Origin of the sequence: Streptomyces sp. LBL, from assembly GCF_029893585.1 — a bacterium.
Lineage (GTDB): Bacteria > Actinomycetota > Actinomycetes > Streptomycetales > Streptomycetaceae > Streptomyces.
The window spans coordinates 157261-170585 of sequence record NZ_JARXYX010000010.1; the positions used below are offsets into that span (position 1 = coordinate 157261).

The window sequence follows — 13325 nt, forward strand, 5'->3', positions numbered from 1 at the left end:
TTTCAAGATCCAATCGCGGGCAACAGCGGATGAATACAGGACAACAGGAGCTTGTCGTCGACAATGCCACGGATCGTCGCGCCGCGCCTCCGGACCGGAGTCACTCGCCGGATTTCTGCAAGCCAAACCGTTGAAGCCGGACGTACGGGCGGGCGTCGGGCGACGCACGACATGAACCGTGCAAGGATCCGTGGGGTACAAAAGACAACGGAAGGCAGATCGTGGCCGAGCAGCTTTACGCCACCCTGAAGACGAACCACGGGGACATCGAAGTCCGGCTCCTGCCGAACCACACCCCCAAGACGGTCCGGAACTTCGTCGAACTCGCTCAGGGCGAGCGCGAGTGGACCCACCCGGCCACCGGCGAGAAGTCCTCCGAGAAGCTCTACGACGGCACGGTCTTCCACCGGGTCATCAGCGGCTTCATGATCCAGGGCGGTGACCCGCTGGGCACCGGCATCGGCGGCCCGGGCTACGAGTTCGGGGACGAGTTCCACCCCGATCTCTCCTTCAACAAGCCCTACCTCCTGGCCATGGCCAATGCCGGCCCGGGCACCAACGGCTCGCAGTTCTTCATCACCGTCTCCCCGACGGCCTGGCTGACCCGCAAGCACACCATCTTCGGCGAGGTCACCGATCCGGCCAGCCAGAAGGTCGTGGACGCCATCGCCACCGTCCCCACGACCCGGCCCAACGATCGCCCGGTCAACGACGTCGTCATCGAGTCGGTCGTCATCGAGACCCGATAGGGCCGGCCCACGAGGAACCAATCGCCCCGCTCATCCGTAAGGATGGGCGGGGCGAGTGCATGTGCGTACGACGACTTAGGGGATGTCATGGACCAGGCGGCAAGCAGTTCGCAGGGTGCCCAGAGCCTGCCCGGCTGCTACCGGCACCCGGACCGCGAGACCGGCATCCGCTGCACCCGCTGCGAGCGTCCGATCTGCCCGGAGTGCATGGTCAGCGCCTCCGTCGGCTTCCAGTGCCCCGACTGCGTCCGCGACGCTTCCGGCACGGGCCACGCCGCCACCGCTGCCCAGCCCCGGACCCTCGCCGGCGGCACGGTAGTGGCCGATCCCCGCCTGTTCACCAAGATCCTCATCGGCATCAACCTCGCGGTGTTCATCGCGGTCAAGGCCTCCCCGTCGCTCCTGAACGACCTGTGGCTGGTCGGTGCCTGGCCCCCGGCGCCCTTCGCCCCGACCGAGGGCGTCGCCGACGGCGAGTGGTACCGCCTGGTGACCTCGATGTTCACGCACCAGGAGTACTGGCACATCGGGTTCAACATGCTCAGCCTGTGGTGGCTCGGCGGACCCCTGGAAGCAGCCCTGGGCCGGGCGCGCTATCTCACGGTCTACTTCGTCTCAGGCCTCGCAGGCAGCACCCTCGCCTATCTCCTTGCATCCCCGAGCACGGCCACACTGGGCGCCTCCGGAGCCATTTTCGGTCTCTTCGGCGCCACAGCCGTCCTGATGCGCCGCCGCAACTACGACATGCGGCCGATCATCGCCCTGCTGGTGATCAACCTGATCTTCACCTTCAACCCCGGGTTCAACATCTCCTGGCAGGCCCACATCGGCGGCCTGGTCGCAGGCGTGATCACCGGATACGCCATGGTGCACGCTCCCCGCGAGCGCCGCGCGCTGATCCAGTACGGCACCTGTGCGGCCGTCCTCGCCGCCCTAGTGATCATGACGCTGCTGAGGACGGCCCAGCTCACCTGAGTCGCACCGAGGGCCACGTGAGCGGCCTGTTGTCCACAGCGTGTGCCGGATCTTGTGCATACCGTGCGGACACAGCTGCGCCCCCTGCCGTCGACCCATGTTTCCGCAGGTCAGGCAGGGGGCGAACGGGCTTTCGATTGCCGGTCAGTCAGTCATACCGGCGTCAACGCCCGAGGAGTTATCCACAGATCGTCGTTTCTTTTCCCCACCGTGTGGATAGTGGCTGTGGATAACTCAGTGGATAGCCCTGGGCAGAGGTGTGTTCACCTGCCCGTGGCCGCTACTTCCACTGTGTCGAGACACCGAATCCGGCGGCGATGAAGCCGAAGCCCACCACGATGTTCCAGTTGCCCAGCTGGTCGATGGGCAGCGAACCGTCGGTCACATAGAAGACGACGATCCAGGCCAGGCCGATGAGGAACATGGCCAGCATCACGGGTGCTACCCATGCTCGGCTGTTCAGTTTGATGGCGGTCGCCTGCTTCGCCGGCGGCGGCGTGTAGTCGGCCTTCTTGCGGATACGTGACTTCGGCACGAGGGTCTCTCCTGTCGATGCGCTGCGTGGCCGCGCAGGGAACGTGGGCTCCGAGGCAGCGTACAAGGGGACCCTTAGCGCTCCCCCGGGCGTCCGTTAGCGTAGTGCTTCCGCGGTGCCGAAGGAGATAAGGGTACGTTGAGCAATTCTGCCGACTCCCCCGGGACGGGATCCAGTCCTGCCCGCCGACGAGGTTTCCGGCCGGTGCGGGTGCTCACAGCGGGCGTCTTCGCTCTCGCGGGGCTCATTTTCTTCACCAGCTTCAATACGGCCAAGGGCACCAATATCCGGACGGACACGTCCCTTCTGAAGCTGTCGGACCTCATCCAGGAGCGCAGTCGCAAGAACGGGGAGCAGGACGAGTCCAACGCGACTCTGCGCCACGACATCGAGTCGCTCGCCGAGCGGGACGACGGCAGCACCAAGGCCGAGGACGCCAAACTGGCGGCCCTGGAGCGGAACGCGGGCACGCAGAAGCTCACGGGGAAGGCGCTCTCGGTGACCCTCAACGACGCCCCGCCGAACGCCACCGCCAAGCTCCCCGGCTATCCCGAGCCGCAGCCCGACTACCTGGTCATCCACCAACAGGACCTCCAGGCGGTGGTGAACGCCCTGTGGAAGGGCGGCGCCCAGGGCATCAAGGTCATGGACCAGCGGCTGATCTCCACCAGTGCTGTGCGCTGCGTGGGCAACACCCTGATCCTCCAGGGCCGTGTCTATTCACCCCCGTACAAGATCACGGCGGTCGGTGACCCGGAGAAGCTGAGGAAGACGCTCACCGCGTCCCCGGCGATCCAGAACTACATGGTCTACGTCAACGTCTACGGGCTCGGCTGGAAAGTCGAGGAGGACGGACGGGTGACTCTGCCCGGCTACTCGGGCACAGTGGATCTGCAGTACGCGAAGCCTGTGGAGTAGCCGCCGGGGGGCCCTGTGTCGGTGCGGGTGATCGTCAGGACGCTCAGTGAGCTCTGTATCACCGCGGGCGCCCTGATCGTGCTGTTCGTCGTCTATGTGCTGTTCTGGACCGGTGTGAAGGCCGACCACGTCATGGACGACCAGATCGACCAGCTCCAGGAGCAGTGGTCCGAGGGGACTCTGCGGCCCACGCCCGAGCCCGGTGCGACCGGTGCGACCGGTGCCTCCGAAGCTCCGTCGCCGTCGGCGATGCCGGTGCCGCCTACGCCGTACACGAGCGGGAAGCCCTTCGCGATCATGTACATCCCGCGGCTTGGTTTCACGTGGAACAAGCCGGTGCTGGAGAACACCGCCACCGCGACCCTGAAAAAGGGCCTCGGCCGCTATGCCAACACCGCGCGCCTCGGGCAGAAGGGCAACTTCGCGGTCGCCGGTCACCGGCGTACGTACGGCGATCCCTTCAAGGACTTTCCCCGGCTGCGGCGCGGGGACGCGGTGGTGCTGACGGACGGGACGACCTGGTTCACGTATCGGATCGACAAAGGCCCTTACAAAACCGTGCCCTCGGACATCGAGGTGATCGACCCTGTGCCACGTAAGTCGGGGTATACGCGTCCGGGCCGCTACCTCACACTGACCACGTGTGATCCGGAGTGGGGGCACAGCCACCGGCTGATCGTCTGGGCGCACCTGGACTCCACACAGCCTGTGGAGTCCGGGAAACCACCGGCTCTGCGCCGTTAGTCTGGTGCGGTACGGCGAGAGTCTGGTGCCGTGGTGCGACGGAAGGGACGGCATGTACGGCTTTATCTGGCGGCATCTGCCGGGGAACGCATGGGTGAAGGCACTCATCTCGCTCGTGTTGGTCGCAGCCGTGGTCTATGCCTTGTTCCAGTACGTCTTTCCGTGGGCCGAACCGCTGCTTCCCTTCAACGATGTGACGGTGGACAACCAGTGACTGCGCGGATTCTCGTCGTCGACAACTACGACAGCTTCGTTTTCAACCTGGTCCAGTACCTCTACCAGCTCGGCGCCGAGTGCGAGGTGCTGCGCAACGACGAGGTGTCGACGGCGCACGCCCAGGACGGCTTCGACGGTGTCCTGCTGTCCCCGGGCCCCGGTACTCCCGAGGAGGCCGGCGTCTGCGTCGAGATGGTGCGCCACTGCGCCACGACCGGCGTGCCCGTCTTCGGCGTCTGCCTCGGCATGCAGTCGATGCAGGTGGCGTACGGCGGTGTGGTGGGCCGCGCGCCCGAGCTGCTGCACGGCAAGACCTCGCTGGTCGAGCACGGGAGCACGGGAGTCTTCACCGGCCTGCCCAGCCCCTTCACGGCCACCCGGTACCACTCGCTGGCGGCCGAGCCGGCGACCGTCCCGGCCGAGCTGGAGGTCACTGCCCGCACGCACGACGGCATCGTGATGGGTCTGCGCCACCGTGAGCTGCCCGTCGAGGGCGTGCAGTTCCACCCCGAGTCGGTGCTGACCGAGCACGGCCACCGGATGCTGGCCAACTGGCTGGTGGAGTGCGGCGACCAGGGCGCGGTGGCGAGGTCGGCGGGGCTCGCCCCGGTGGTGGGCAGGGCCACGGCGTGACCGCGCTGCGCCCCGAGCGCGAGGACTCGTACGGTGGTGCGCCGTACGAGTCGTACGGCTCGGGGCCCTACGAGGTCCCCGTCGACGCGGCGGCGTACGAACCACCCCTCGATCAGGCGGCGTACGAGGCGCCCCTCGACTCGGCGGTGTACGCGTCTGCCGGTGACCCGGCAACGTACGCCTCTGCCGGTGTCGAGTCTGCCGGTGACCCGGCTACGCAGTCGACGTCGTACGCGCCGCGGCCCCTCGACGACGAGACGGTGGCGCTGCGGATACCCGAGCCGTCGGCGCGGCCGGTCGGCGGCGAGTCGTTGTCCGACTCTGACGCCTCATCCGCCTCCCCTGCCACAGGAACCACCTCGGGCGGGCGTGCGGCCCGCAGAAAGGCCGCCAAGGGCCGCCACGGGCGTCACGGCGGCACATCGCCGGAGCCGGAGTCGGCGCAGACACCGGAGGGGGGCAGAGCGCTCTCCCGGGTCGAGGCGCGCAAACAGGAGCGGGCCCGCAAGGCCAGCCCGGCCGTCGTCGCCAGTCGGGCGATCGGTGAGGTGTTCATCACCACCGGTGTGCTGATGCTGCTCTTCGTCAGTTACCAGCTGTGGTGGACGAACGTCCGGGCGCACGCGCAGGCGGACAAGGAGACGAGCAGCCTCCAGAACGGCTGGGCGAGCGGGCAGCGCAATCCGGGCACCTTCGCGCCGGGGCAGGGGTTCGCCATCCTGCACATCCCCAAGCTCGACGTGGTCGTGCCGATCGCCGAGGGCGTCAGCAACAAGAAGGTCCTCGACCGGGGCATGGTCGGCCATTACGCCGAGGGCAAGCTGAAGACGGCGATGCCTGACGCGAAGACCGGCAACTTCGCGCTGGCGGGTCACCGCAACACGCACGGGGAGCCGTTCCGGTACGTCAACAAGCTCACGGCGGGTGACCCGATCGTCGTGGAGACGCAGGACAAGTACTACGTCTACAAGATGGCGTCGGTGCTGCCCGTGACGTCTCCGAGCAACACGAGCGTCATCGACCCCGTCCCCAAGGGGTCCAGCTTCACCGGGCCCGGCCGCTACATCACGCTCACCACGTGCACGCCGGAGTTCACCAGCAAGTACCGGTTGATCGTCTGGGGCAAGATGGTCGAGGAACGGCCGCGCAGCAAGGGCAAGCCGGATGCGCTCGTCCAGTAAGGGCAGATGAACGTGGCAGCGACCACCGACGATACCGAGCACCAAGAGCACTCCGGCGGGTCCGCGTCCGCGCCTCTCTCGGCACGCCGCCGCGGCACCGGCCGTATCGCCATGGCGGTCAGCGTTTTCGGCGAACTCCTCATTACTGCGGGCCTGGTGCTGGGCCTGTTCGTCGTCTACTCCCTGTGGTGGACGAACGTCGTCGCCGACCGCAAGGCGGACCAGCAGGGCGACAAGGTCCGGGACAACTGGGCCGCCCAGAAGGCCCCGGGGCCCGGTGCGCTGGACACGGGGGCCGGCATCGGCTTCCTGCACGTGCCCGCGATGAAGAACGGCGAGGTCCTGGTCGAGAAGGGCACCTCGTCGAAGGTCCTCAACGACGGTGTCGCCGGCTATTACACCGACCCGGCCAAGGCGACGCTGCCCATGGCGGGCAAGAACGGCAACTTCACACTGGCCGCGCACAGGGACGGCCACGGGGCGAAGTTCCACAACATAGACAAGATGAAGAAGGGCGACCCGGTCGTCTTCGAGACGAAGGACAAGTGGTACGTCTACAAGGTCTACGCGATCCTTCCGGAGACCTCGAAGTACAACGTCAAGGTCCTCTCGGCGATCCCCAAGGAGTCGGGGAAGAAGAAGGCCGGCAAGTACATCACCCTGACGACCTGCACGCCTGTTTTCACGTCCCGCTATCGGTATGTGGTGTGGGGCGAGTTGGAGCGGGTGGAGAAGGTGGACAGTGAGCGGACGGTGCCGAAGGAACTGGGGTGAGGTGGACTGAGTTTCTGGGAGTAACTCAGTCATCTAGCATGGCCGAGGCCCGAAGCCGCAACTAGCTCTTGCGGCTTCGGGCCGTCTTGTTGCTGGGCCTATCGCAGCGTCTTGAGACGCACTCCGGCGCTCCACTGTTCCAACTCGTCGCGGTTCACGGTGACGACACCGCTGAGATCAGCGATTGCCTGAGCTTCGCTGCTGAAGTTGCAGGTGGCGACGAACAGGGCGACATCCATACGGCCGATGGCGCGTGCGGCGCCGGCGAACTTCTGCATGTCGGCGCTCGGGACGGACCAGCGGCCGCTTCGGTTCTTGCACTGGACGGCAACGGTTCGTCCGTCGGCGTGGCGTGCGGTGATGTCGATGCCTCGGTCGGTGCGGGCCTGACGCACGACGACGTCCGTGCAACCGTCCCGGCGCAGCAGGTCAGCGACGTGATGCTCGAACGCCTTCCAGGTCATGGCCTTGATCGAGGCCCGCACGTGGTCCGTCGTTGCTTCTCCTTCCAGGCTGCTGATCCGCTGGTGGTGCCAGCACAGTTTGCGTTCGACGTTCTCGATGTCTTCGCGCAGCTCGATGAGTTCGCGGCGGTGTTCGCCTGACGTTTCGATCAGGGCGTTGACCATGGGGACGACTGTCTTGCCGAGGATGTGAGTAATGCGTTGGTCCATTCGGTCGTCGAGGGAGACGACGTCAGTGGGGGCTGGGTTTTCCACAGGCCGTGTGCGTGCCAGGTACTCCATGTCGAGGAGGTACACACGTACCTGACGTGCGACTTCGCTGTCGCGGAGGAGCATGGCGATGTTGAGGACGGCGCGGCGAGGGTAGAGCGTGAGGCTCGACCGAGGCTGTGGATAACTTCCGGGAAAGCGTGACAGGACGTCACGCTTAAATTCTGCGAGGTCAGCGCCCTGGAGCGTCATCATTCCCTTGCACGACAGTTCCTCGTGGTGCCGTGTTTTGAGCTGACGGATCGCCTCAACAGTGACCCCGAAGTACGCCGCCACCATCGCCGTCGTCACATGCATCCCGTCCGGCAACAGCGACAGCGCCTTGACCCTGTCGAGTACTTCCGTGCGTTCCAGCACGCTGCCGCGCAGGCTCTTCGATTCCAGCAGCGCCGATTCGTTGATCACGTTCTGCCCTTCCGTTCGTGGCGTGGTGGCCGTGCGGTCAGGGCAGAGCTCAGACGCCCCACCCCACCCGATCAACGAGTCGTCACATATGAAGACACGATCGATGTGCGTACATCTATGCGGAGGAGTGGGTGGAGTGTTCCGGCACCGGCGTGGGCTGACGGGTCAGACGCCTGAGGTGGCTCTCGGATCAGTGCAGCCGGGGAGGGAATTCGCTATGTGGAATACGTCCCGCGCCGGTCGGTAAACCGTTGCGAGACGACCATGGGAAAAGCCCCGGCACCCTGTGAACAGGTGCTGGGGCTTTTCCCGTGCCAGGGCGGACGTGGCGTCAGTCCTGTGTGCGGGCCGCTATCCGTTGCCGCCGCTGAGGAATCCGCCGCCGCCGTTACCGCCGCCGCCGTTGTTGCCGTTTCCTCCGCCGAAGCCCACGGTCGTCAGGGTGACCTGGGTGTTGGCCGGGTCGTCGACCTCGGAGTTGCCCTGCGGGTCCTGCTGCTGCACCAACGCCGTGTCGCTCTGGTCGCTTCCGTCGGCAAACCTGATGTTGGTGAAGCCGGCTGCCTGCAGGGTCTGCTTGGCCTGACCGACCGTCTGGGCGACGACGATCGGAACCTGCACCTTCTTCGGGGCTGCCTTGCCGACCTGGATGTTCACCGTCGAGTTCTTGTCGAGCTGCGATCCGGCCTGCGGATCGGTCGAGATGACCTTGCCGTTCTGGGAGTCGTCGGCGGTCTCCAGGTCGGTGCAGTTGCCGACCAGGTTGTTCTCGACCATGCGCGCCTTGGCCGATTCGCAGGACTCTCCGACGACGTCCGGCACGGTGGCCTTCGCCTCGGCCTTGGCCACGGTGAGGGTGATCGTCGAGCCCTTCTCGACTTCCGCGCCGAGTTCCGGATCCTGGTTCGTGACGGTGCCCGGCTCCTCCGTGGAGATCTCCTGCTTCGTCTTGACGACGAAGTTGTACTTGTCTTCCTCCAGCTGCTGCTGGGCGTCCTCGAGCTTCTTGCCGAGGACACTGGGCACTGCCACCTTCGGCGCCCCGGTGGAGATCACCAAGTTCACCGTGGTCTGCTTCTTGATTTCCTTGCCCGAGGTCTGGTCCTGGGTGCAGACCTTGCCCTTGCTCTCCTTCTCGCAGGGTTTCTCCGTGAAGGCCAGCTTGAGTTCCGCGTTGTCGGCCAGACCCTGGGCCTCGACCCTCGTGTGGCTCACGAACTCGGGGACGCTGGTGGTGTCGTTGGCCACCCCACCACCCGCGAAGATCCACTTCCCGATCAGGATCGCGCCGACGAGTACCAGAACACCCGCGACCACCAGCATTATCGTCGAGGTGTTCGACTTCTTCTGGCGGCGCCTGTCCGGCCGGTCGTCGTAGCCGAAACCGCCCTCGTCCGGGCCCACCGGCGGCAGCATCGTCGTCGCGCCGGCGCCCGCGTCGGAGCGCAGGGCCGTCGTCGGTTTGTCGTCCGGGTAGCCGCCGTAGCCGACGGAGCTCATCGCGGCGGTGGCGGCGACCGGCTGGCCGTCGAGGCAGGCCTCGATGTCGATACGCATCTCGTCGGCCGACTGGTACCGGTAGTTCGGGTCCTTGACCAGCGCCTTCAGGACGATGGCGTCCATCTCGGGCGTGAGCTCGGGGTCGAAGACGGACGGGGGCTGGGGCTCTTCCCGTACGTGCTGGTAGGCGACCGCGACCGGGGAGTCGCCGACGAAGGGCGGGCGGACCGTCAGGAGCTCGTAGAGCAGACAGCCCGTCGAGTAGAGGTCGGACCGGGCGTCGACCTGCTCGCCCTTGGCCTGCTCCGGGGAGAGGTACTGGGCGGTGCCGATGACCGCGGAGGTCTGCGTCATCGTCATGCCGGAGTCGCCCATGGCGCGGGCGATGCCGAAGTCCATCACCTTGACCTGGCCGTTGCGCGTCAGCATGACGTTGGCGGGCTTGATGTCGCGGTGGACGATGTTGTTCCGGTGCGAGTACTCCAGGGCCTGGAGGATGCCGATGGTCATCTCCATCGTGCGCTCCGGTAGCAGCTTGCGGCCGCTGTGGAGGAGCTCACGGAGGGTGGAACCGTCGACGTACTCCATGACGATGTACGGGATCGAGACCCCGTCGATGTAGTCCTCGCCCGTGTCGTAGACCGCCACGATCGCGGGATGGTTGAGCGAGGCGGCCGACTGGGCCTCCCGGCGGAACCGGGCCTGGAAGGACGGGTCGCGTGCGAGGTCCGCGCGCAGCGTCTTCACCGCCACTGAGCGACCGAGGCGGGTGTCCGTGCCGAAGTAGACCTCGGCCATGCCACCACGGCCGAGCACCTGGCCCAGCTCGTACCGGCCGCCGAGGCGACGCGGCTCTTCCATAGCTTCGTACCAGCCCTCTCGTCGGTCCCGCCCGCACGTTCGTGCGGGTCGGAGGCTGCCGTCCGGGCCTACCGTACCCGGCTCGTTCTGTGTGACCTGGCCTAGCCCGTCACCCGATACAGGACCGGTATCGCAACGTGCACCGATGTGAAGGGGACGTGAGCGGGATCACTTCTTACTTTTGATGACCGCCTCCATCACGCTCTTCGCGATGGGCGCCGCGAAACCGCCGCCGGAGATGTCGTCACGGACGGCCTTGTCGTCCTCGACCACCACAGCCACGGCGACCGGCGTGCTGCCGTCGCCGATCTTGGCGTACGAGAGGAACCAGGCGTACGGGTTCTTGCTGTTGTTCTCGCCGTGCTGGGCGGTGCCGGTCTTGCCGCCCACGGTGACACCGGAGATCTGCGCGTTCTTGCCTGTGCCGTCCTTGACGACGGTCTCCATCATCGACTGCAGGATCTGCGCGTTCTTCGCCGACAGCGGCCGGCTCATCTCCTCCGGCTCGGTCTTCTCGATGGTGTCGACGCTCGGGGCCTGGAGTTCGTCGACCATGTACGGCTTCATCAGCGTGCCGTTGTTGGCCACCGCCGAGGCGACCATGGCCATCTGCAGCGGGGTCGCGGCGGTGTTGAACTGGCCGATCGAGGACAGTGCGACCTCGGAGGGCGCCATGTCCCCGGAGAAGACCGAGGCGCTCGAGCGGACCGGCGTGAACTGCTCGGAGGTGAAGCCGAACTTCTTGGCCTCCGCCAGCATCTTGTCGTTGCCGAGGTCGTAGCCGACCTTGCCGAAGACGCTGTTGCAGGAGTACTGCAGGGCCACTCGCAGGGTGGCGTTCTCGCAGGGGATGTTCCCCTCGTTCTTCAGGGGCAACGTGGTGCCCGGCATGATCCATGGCAGGGGGGATTTCGTCGGCACGTCCGCGCTGTCGTACAGGCCGTTCTCCAGCGCGGCGGCCGCGGTGAGGACCTTGAAGGTGGAGCCGGGGGGGTAGACCTCGCGCAGCGCCCGGTTGAGCATCGGGTCGTCCGGGTTGTTCTTCTTGTCCAGCTTCTTCCATGCCTCGGCGTCCGACTCGCCGCCGCCGGCGATCGTGGAGGGGTCGTACGACGGGTAGGAGGCCAGCGCCAGGATCTTGCCCGTGGACGGTTCGATGGCGGCGACGGCGCCCTTCCCGCGTCCCTTGAGCCCGTCGTACGCGGCCTTCTGCGCGGCGGCGTTGAGGGTGGTGACGACGTTGCCGCCCTCCTTCTGCTTGCCCGTGACCATGTCGAGGGTGTTGCGGAAGAACAGCCGGTCGTCGTTGCCGGTGAGGATGCCGTCTTCGAGGTTCTCCAGTTGGGTGGCGCCGTAGGCCTGCGAGACGAAGCCGGTGATGGGCGCCCACATGGCGCCGTTCTTGTACGTGCGCTTGTACTTGAAGTCGCCCGAGGTGGTCGTCGCGTGCCCGGTGATCGGGGTGCCGCCGACGATGATGTCGCCGCGGGGCGTGGCGTAGCGCTCGATGGCCACGCGGCGGTTATCTGGGTCCTCCCGCAGGCTGTCGGCCTTGACGTACTGGATCCAGTTGTCGCGGACGAGCAGTGCCAGGACGAGGAGACCGCAGAAGATGGCGATGCGGCGCAGGGGCTTGTTCATGACGGGCGGACCACCTGGGTCATCTCGGCGTCGGGGCTGGGAGCGGGTGCGGGCGCCGGGCGCCGGGCGGTGTCGCTGATGCGCAGGAGGATGCCGATGAGGGCCCAGTTGGCGATCACGGACGATCCGCCGTAGGCCACGAACGGCAGCGTCATACCGGTCAGCGGGATGAGACCCATGACACCGCCGGCCACGACGAAGACCTGGAGGGCGAAGGCGCCGGACAGACCGACGGCCAGCAGCTTGCCGAACGGGTCGCGGGCCGCGAGTGCGGTGCGTACACCGCGTTCGACGATCAGGCCGTAGAGCAGCATGATCGCCATGACGCCCGCCAGGCCCAGCTCCTCGCCGAAGGTGGCGAGGACGAAGTCGGAGTTGGCGGCGAATCCGATGAGGTCGGAGTTGCCCTGCCCGAGGCCGGTGCCGAGCGTGCCGCCGGAGCCGAAGGCCCACAGGGCCTGCATGGCCTGCTCGGAGTGGAGGATGCCGTCGTTGGCTCCGGCGCGGCTGAGCTTGTATTCGCCCAGCGGGTTGAGCCAGGCCTGCACACGCGTCTGGATGTGCGGCTCGAAGCTCGCCACGCCGACGGCGCCGACCGCGGACATCAGCAGACCGAAGACGATCCAGCTGGTCCGCTCGGTGGCGACGTACAGCATGATGACGAACATTCCGAAGAACAGCAGCGAGGTGCCGAGGTCGGTCTCGAAGACCAGGACGAGGATCGAGATGAACCAGACGACCAGGATCGGGCCGAGGTCACGGCCGCGGGGCAGGTACAGGCCCATGAAGCGGCGGCTGGCCAGGGCCAGGGCGTCTCTCTTGACCACGAGGTAGCCGGCGAAGAAGATCGCGAGGATGATCTTCGCGAACTCGCCGGGCTGGAGCGTGCCGAGGCCGGGGATCTTGATCCAGATCTTGGCGCCGTAGACGTTCGCGCCGAGTCCGGGCACGAGCGGCAGAACCAGCAGGAACAGCGCGCCGGCCATGGAGATGTAGGTGTAGCGCTGCAGGACGCGGTGGTCCTTGAGGAAGATCAGCACGGCCACCAGCAGGGCGACGCCCAGCGCGGAGTACAGCAGCTGGCGTGGTGCCGCCTCGACGTAGCTGCTTGACTGCTGAAGTCGCTTCGACTGGTCCAGGCGCCAGATGATGACCAGGCCGATCCCGTTCAGCAGGGTTGCCAGCGGCAGCATCAGCGGATCGGCGTACGGCGCGAACTTCCGGACGACGAGATGGCCGATGCCTGCGAGCAGGCCGAGTCCGAGGCCGTAGCTCAGCAGTCCGGGCGGCACCTTGTCGTTGATCGCCAGGCCCACGTTGGCGTACGCGAACACCGGGATGAGGACGGCGAACACCAGCAGCGCGAGCTCGGTGTTGCGTCTGCTCGGGGTGCCGATCGAGCCGATCGTGGACGTGTGCTGCGTCGACGGGTTGGTTGTACTGCTCATCGTGTGACGGG

The 13325-nt window shown here is 66.5% G+C and carries 13 protein-coding genes; 8 read left to right on the forward strand and 5 right to left on the reverse strand.

Annotation, left to right across the window (positions count from 1 at the left end):
• The first annotated feature begins 221 nt into the window (after positions 1 to 221).
• Positions 222 to 749, forward strand: coding sequence for a peptidylprolyl isomerase (locus M2271_RS14685; RefSeq protein WP_280887625.1), 528 nt, complete (start codon positions 222 to 224; stop codon positions 747 to 749).
• An 87-nt stretch (positions 750 to 836) separates the two neighbouring features.
• A complete protein-coding gene (locus M2271_RS14690; RefSeq protein WP_280887626.1) occupies positions 837 to 1724 on the forward strand; it encodes a rhomboid family intramembrane serine protease in 888 nt (295 codons plus the stop codon).
• 280 nt (positions 1725 to 2004) lie between these two features.
• Here M2271_RS14690 and crgA read toward each other — a convergent pair whose 3' ends face one another.
• Entirely contained in the window at positions 2005 to 2259 is a 255-nt protein-coding gene (gene crgA / locus M2271_RS14695) for a cell division protein CrgA (RefSeq protein WP_189931486.1), read from the reverse strand.
• A 138-nt stretch (positions 2260 to 2397) separates the two neighbouring features.
• Here crgA and M2271_RS14700 point away from each other — a divergent pair, with 138 nt between their 5' ends.
• From M2271_RS14700 to M2271_RS14725, 6 genes are read left to right on the forward strand one after another with little or no spacing between them, the layout of a single operon-like run.
• Entirely contained in the window at positions 2398 to 3177 is a 780-nt protein-coding gene (locus tag M2271_RS14700) for a DUF881 domain-containing protein (RefSeq protein WP_280887627.1), read from the forward strand.
• A 21-nt stretch (positions 3178 to 3198) separates the two neighbouring features.
• Positions 3199 to 3921 carry a class E sortase gene (locus tag M2271_RS14705; RefSeq protein ID WP_280887628.1) on the forward strand — a complete coding sequence of 241 codons (723 nt, stop codon included), beginning with the start codon at positions 3199 to 3201 and terminating at the stop codon, positions 3919 to 3921.
• 4 nt (positions 3922 to 3925) lie between these two features.
• A complete protein-coding gene (locus M2271_RS14710) occupies positions 3926 to 4135 on the forward strand; it encodes a hypothetical protein (protein ID WP_280887723.1) in 210 nt (69 codons plus the stop codon).
• Entirely contained in the window at positions 4132 to 4770 is a 639-nt protein-coding gene (locus M2271_RS14715; RefSeq protein WP_280887629.1) for an aminodeoxychorismate/anthranilate synthase component II, read from the forward strand. The genes M2271_RS14710 and M2271_RS14715 overlap by 4 nt, the downstream gene beginning before the upstream one ends.
• Positions 4767 to 5951 (forward strand): class E sortase, encoded by a 1185-nt coding sequence (locus M2271_RS14720; protein WP_280887630.1) that lies wholly within the window; start codon positions 4767 to 4769, stop codon positions 5949 to 5951. Before M2271_RS14715 ends, M2271_RS14720 begins: the two co-directional genes overlap by 4 nt.
• A 6-nt stretch (positions 5952 to 5957) precedes the next feature.
• Positions 5958 to 6725, forward strand: coding sequence for a class E sortase (locus M2271_RS14725; RefSeq protein WP_280887631.1), 768 nt, complete (start codon positions 5958 to 5960; stop codon positions 6723 to 6725).
• A 98-nt stretch (positions 6726 to 6823) separates the two neighbouring features.
• On the opposite strand, the gene M2271_RS14730 is transcribed toward M2271_RS14725, so the two are convergent.
• From M2271_RS14730 to M2271_RS14745, 4 genes are all read right to left on the reverse strand, one after another.
• Positions 6824 to 7864, reverse strand: a complete 1041-nt coding sequence (locus M2271_RS14730; RefSeq protein ID WP_280887632.1) for a restriction endonuclease — start codon at positions 7862 to 7864, stop codon at positions 6824 to 6826.
• A 351-nt stretch (positions 7865 to 8215) separates the two neighbouring features.
• The gene (gene pknB / locus M2271_RS14735) at positions 8216 to 10225 is read right to left on the reverse strand and encodes a Stk1 family PASTA domain-containing Ser/Thr kinase (RefSeq protein WP_280887633.1); all 2010 of its coding nucleotides are present in this window, start codon (positions 10223 to 10225) and stop codon (positions 8216 to 8218) included.
• 168 nt (positions 10226 to 10393) lie between these two features.
• Positions 10394 to 11866: a penicillin-binding transpeptidase domain-containing protein gene (locus M2271_RS14740; RefSeq protein WP_280887634.1), complete on the reverse strand. Its 1473-nt coding sequence runs from the start codon at positions 11864 to 11866 to the stop codon at positions 10394 to 10396.
• Positions 11863 to 13314 (reverse strand): FtsW/RodA/SpoVE family cell cycle protein, encoded by a 1452-nt coding sequence (locus tag M2271_RS14745; protein ID WP_280887635.1) that lies wholly within the window; start codon positions 13312 to 13314, stop codon positions 11863 to 11865. The genes M2271_RS14740 and M2271_RS14745 overlap by 4 nt, the downstream gene beginning before the upstream one ends.
• Positions 13315 to 13325 lie beyond the last annotated feature (11 nt).

Bases quoted from the DNA above. Each gene is read 5' to 3' on its own strand.
- M2271_RS14690 (WP_280887626.1), top strand. From the start codon at position 837: ATGGACCAGGCGGCAAGCAGTTCGCAGGGTGCCCAGAGCCTGCCCGGC.
- M2271_RS14725 (WP_280887631.1), top strand. From the start codon at position 5,958: ATGAACGTGGCAGCGACCACCGACGATACCGAGCACCAAGAGCACTCC.
- pknB (WP_280887633.1), bottom strand. From the start codon at position 10,225: ATGGAAGAGCCGCGTCGCCTCGGCGGCCGGTACGAGCTGGGCCAGGTG.
- M2271_RS14740 (WP_280887634.1), bottom strand. From the start codon at position 11,866: ATGAACAAGCCCCTGCGCCGCATCGCCATCTTCTGCGGTCTCCTCGTC.
- M2271_RS14745 (WP_280887635.1), bottom strand. From the start codon at position 13,314: ATGAGCAGTACAACCAACCCGTCGACGCAGCACACGTCCACGATCGGC.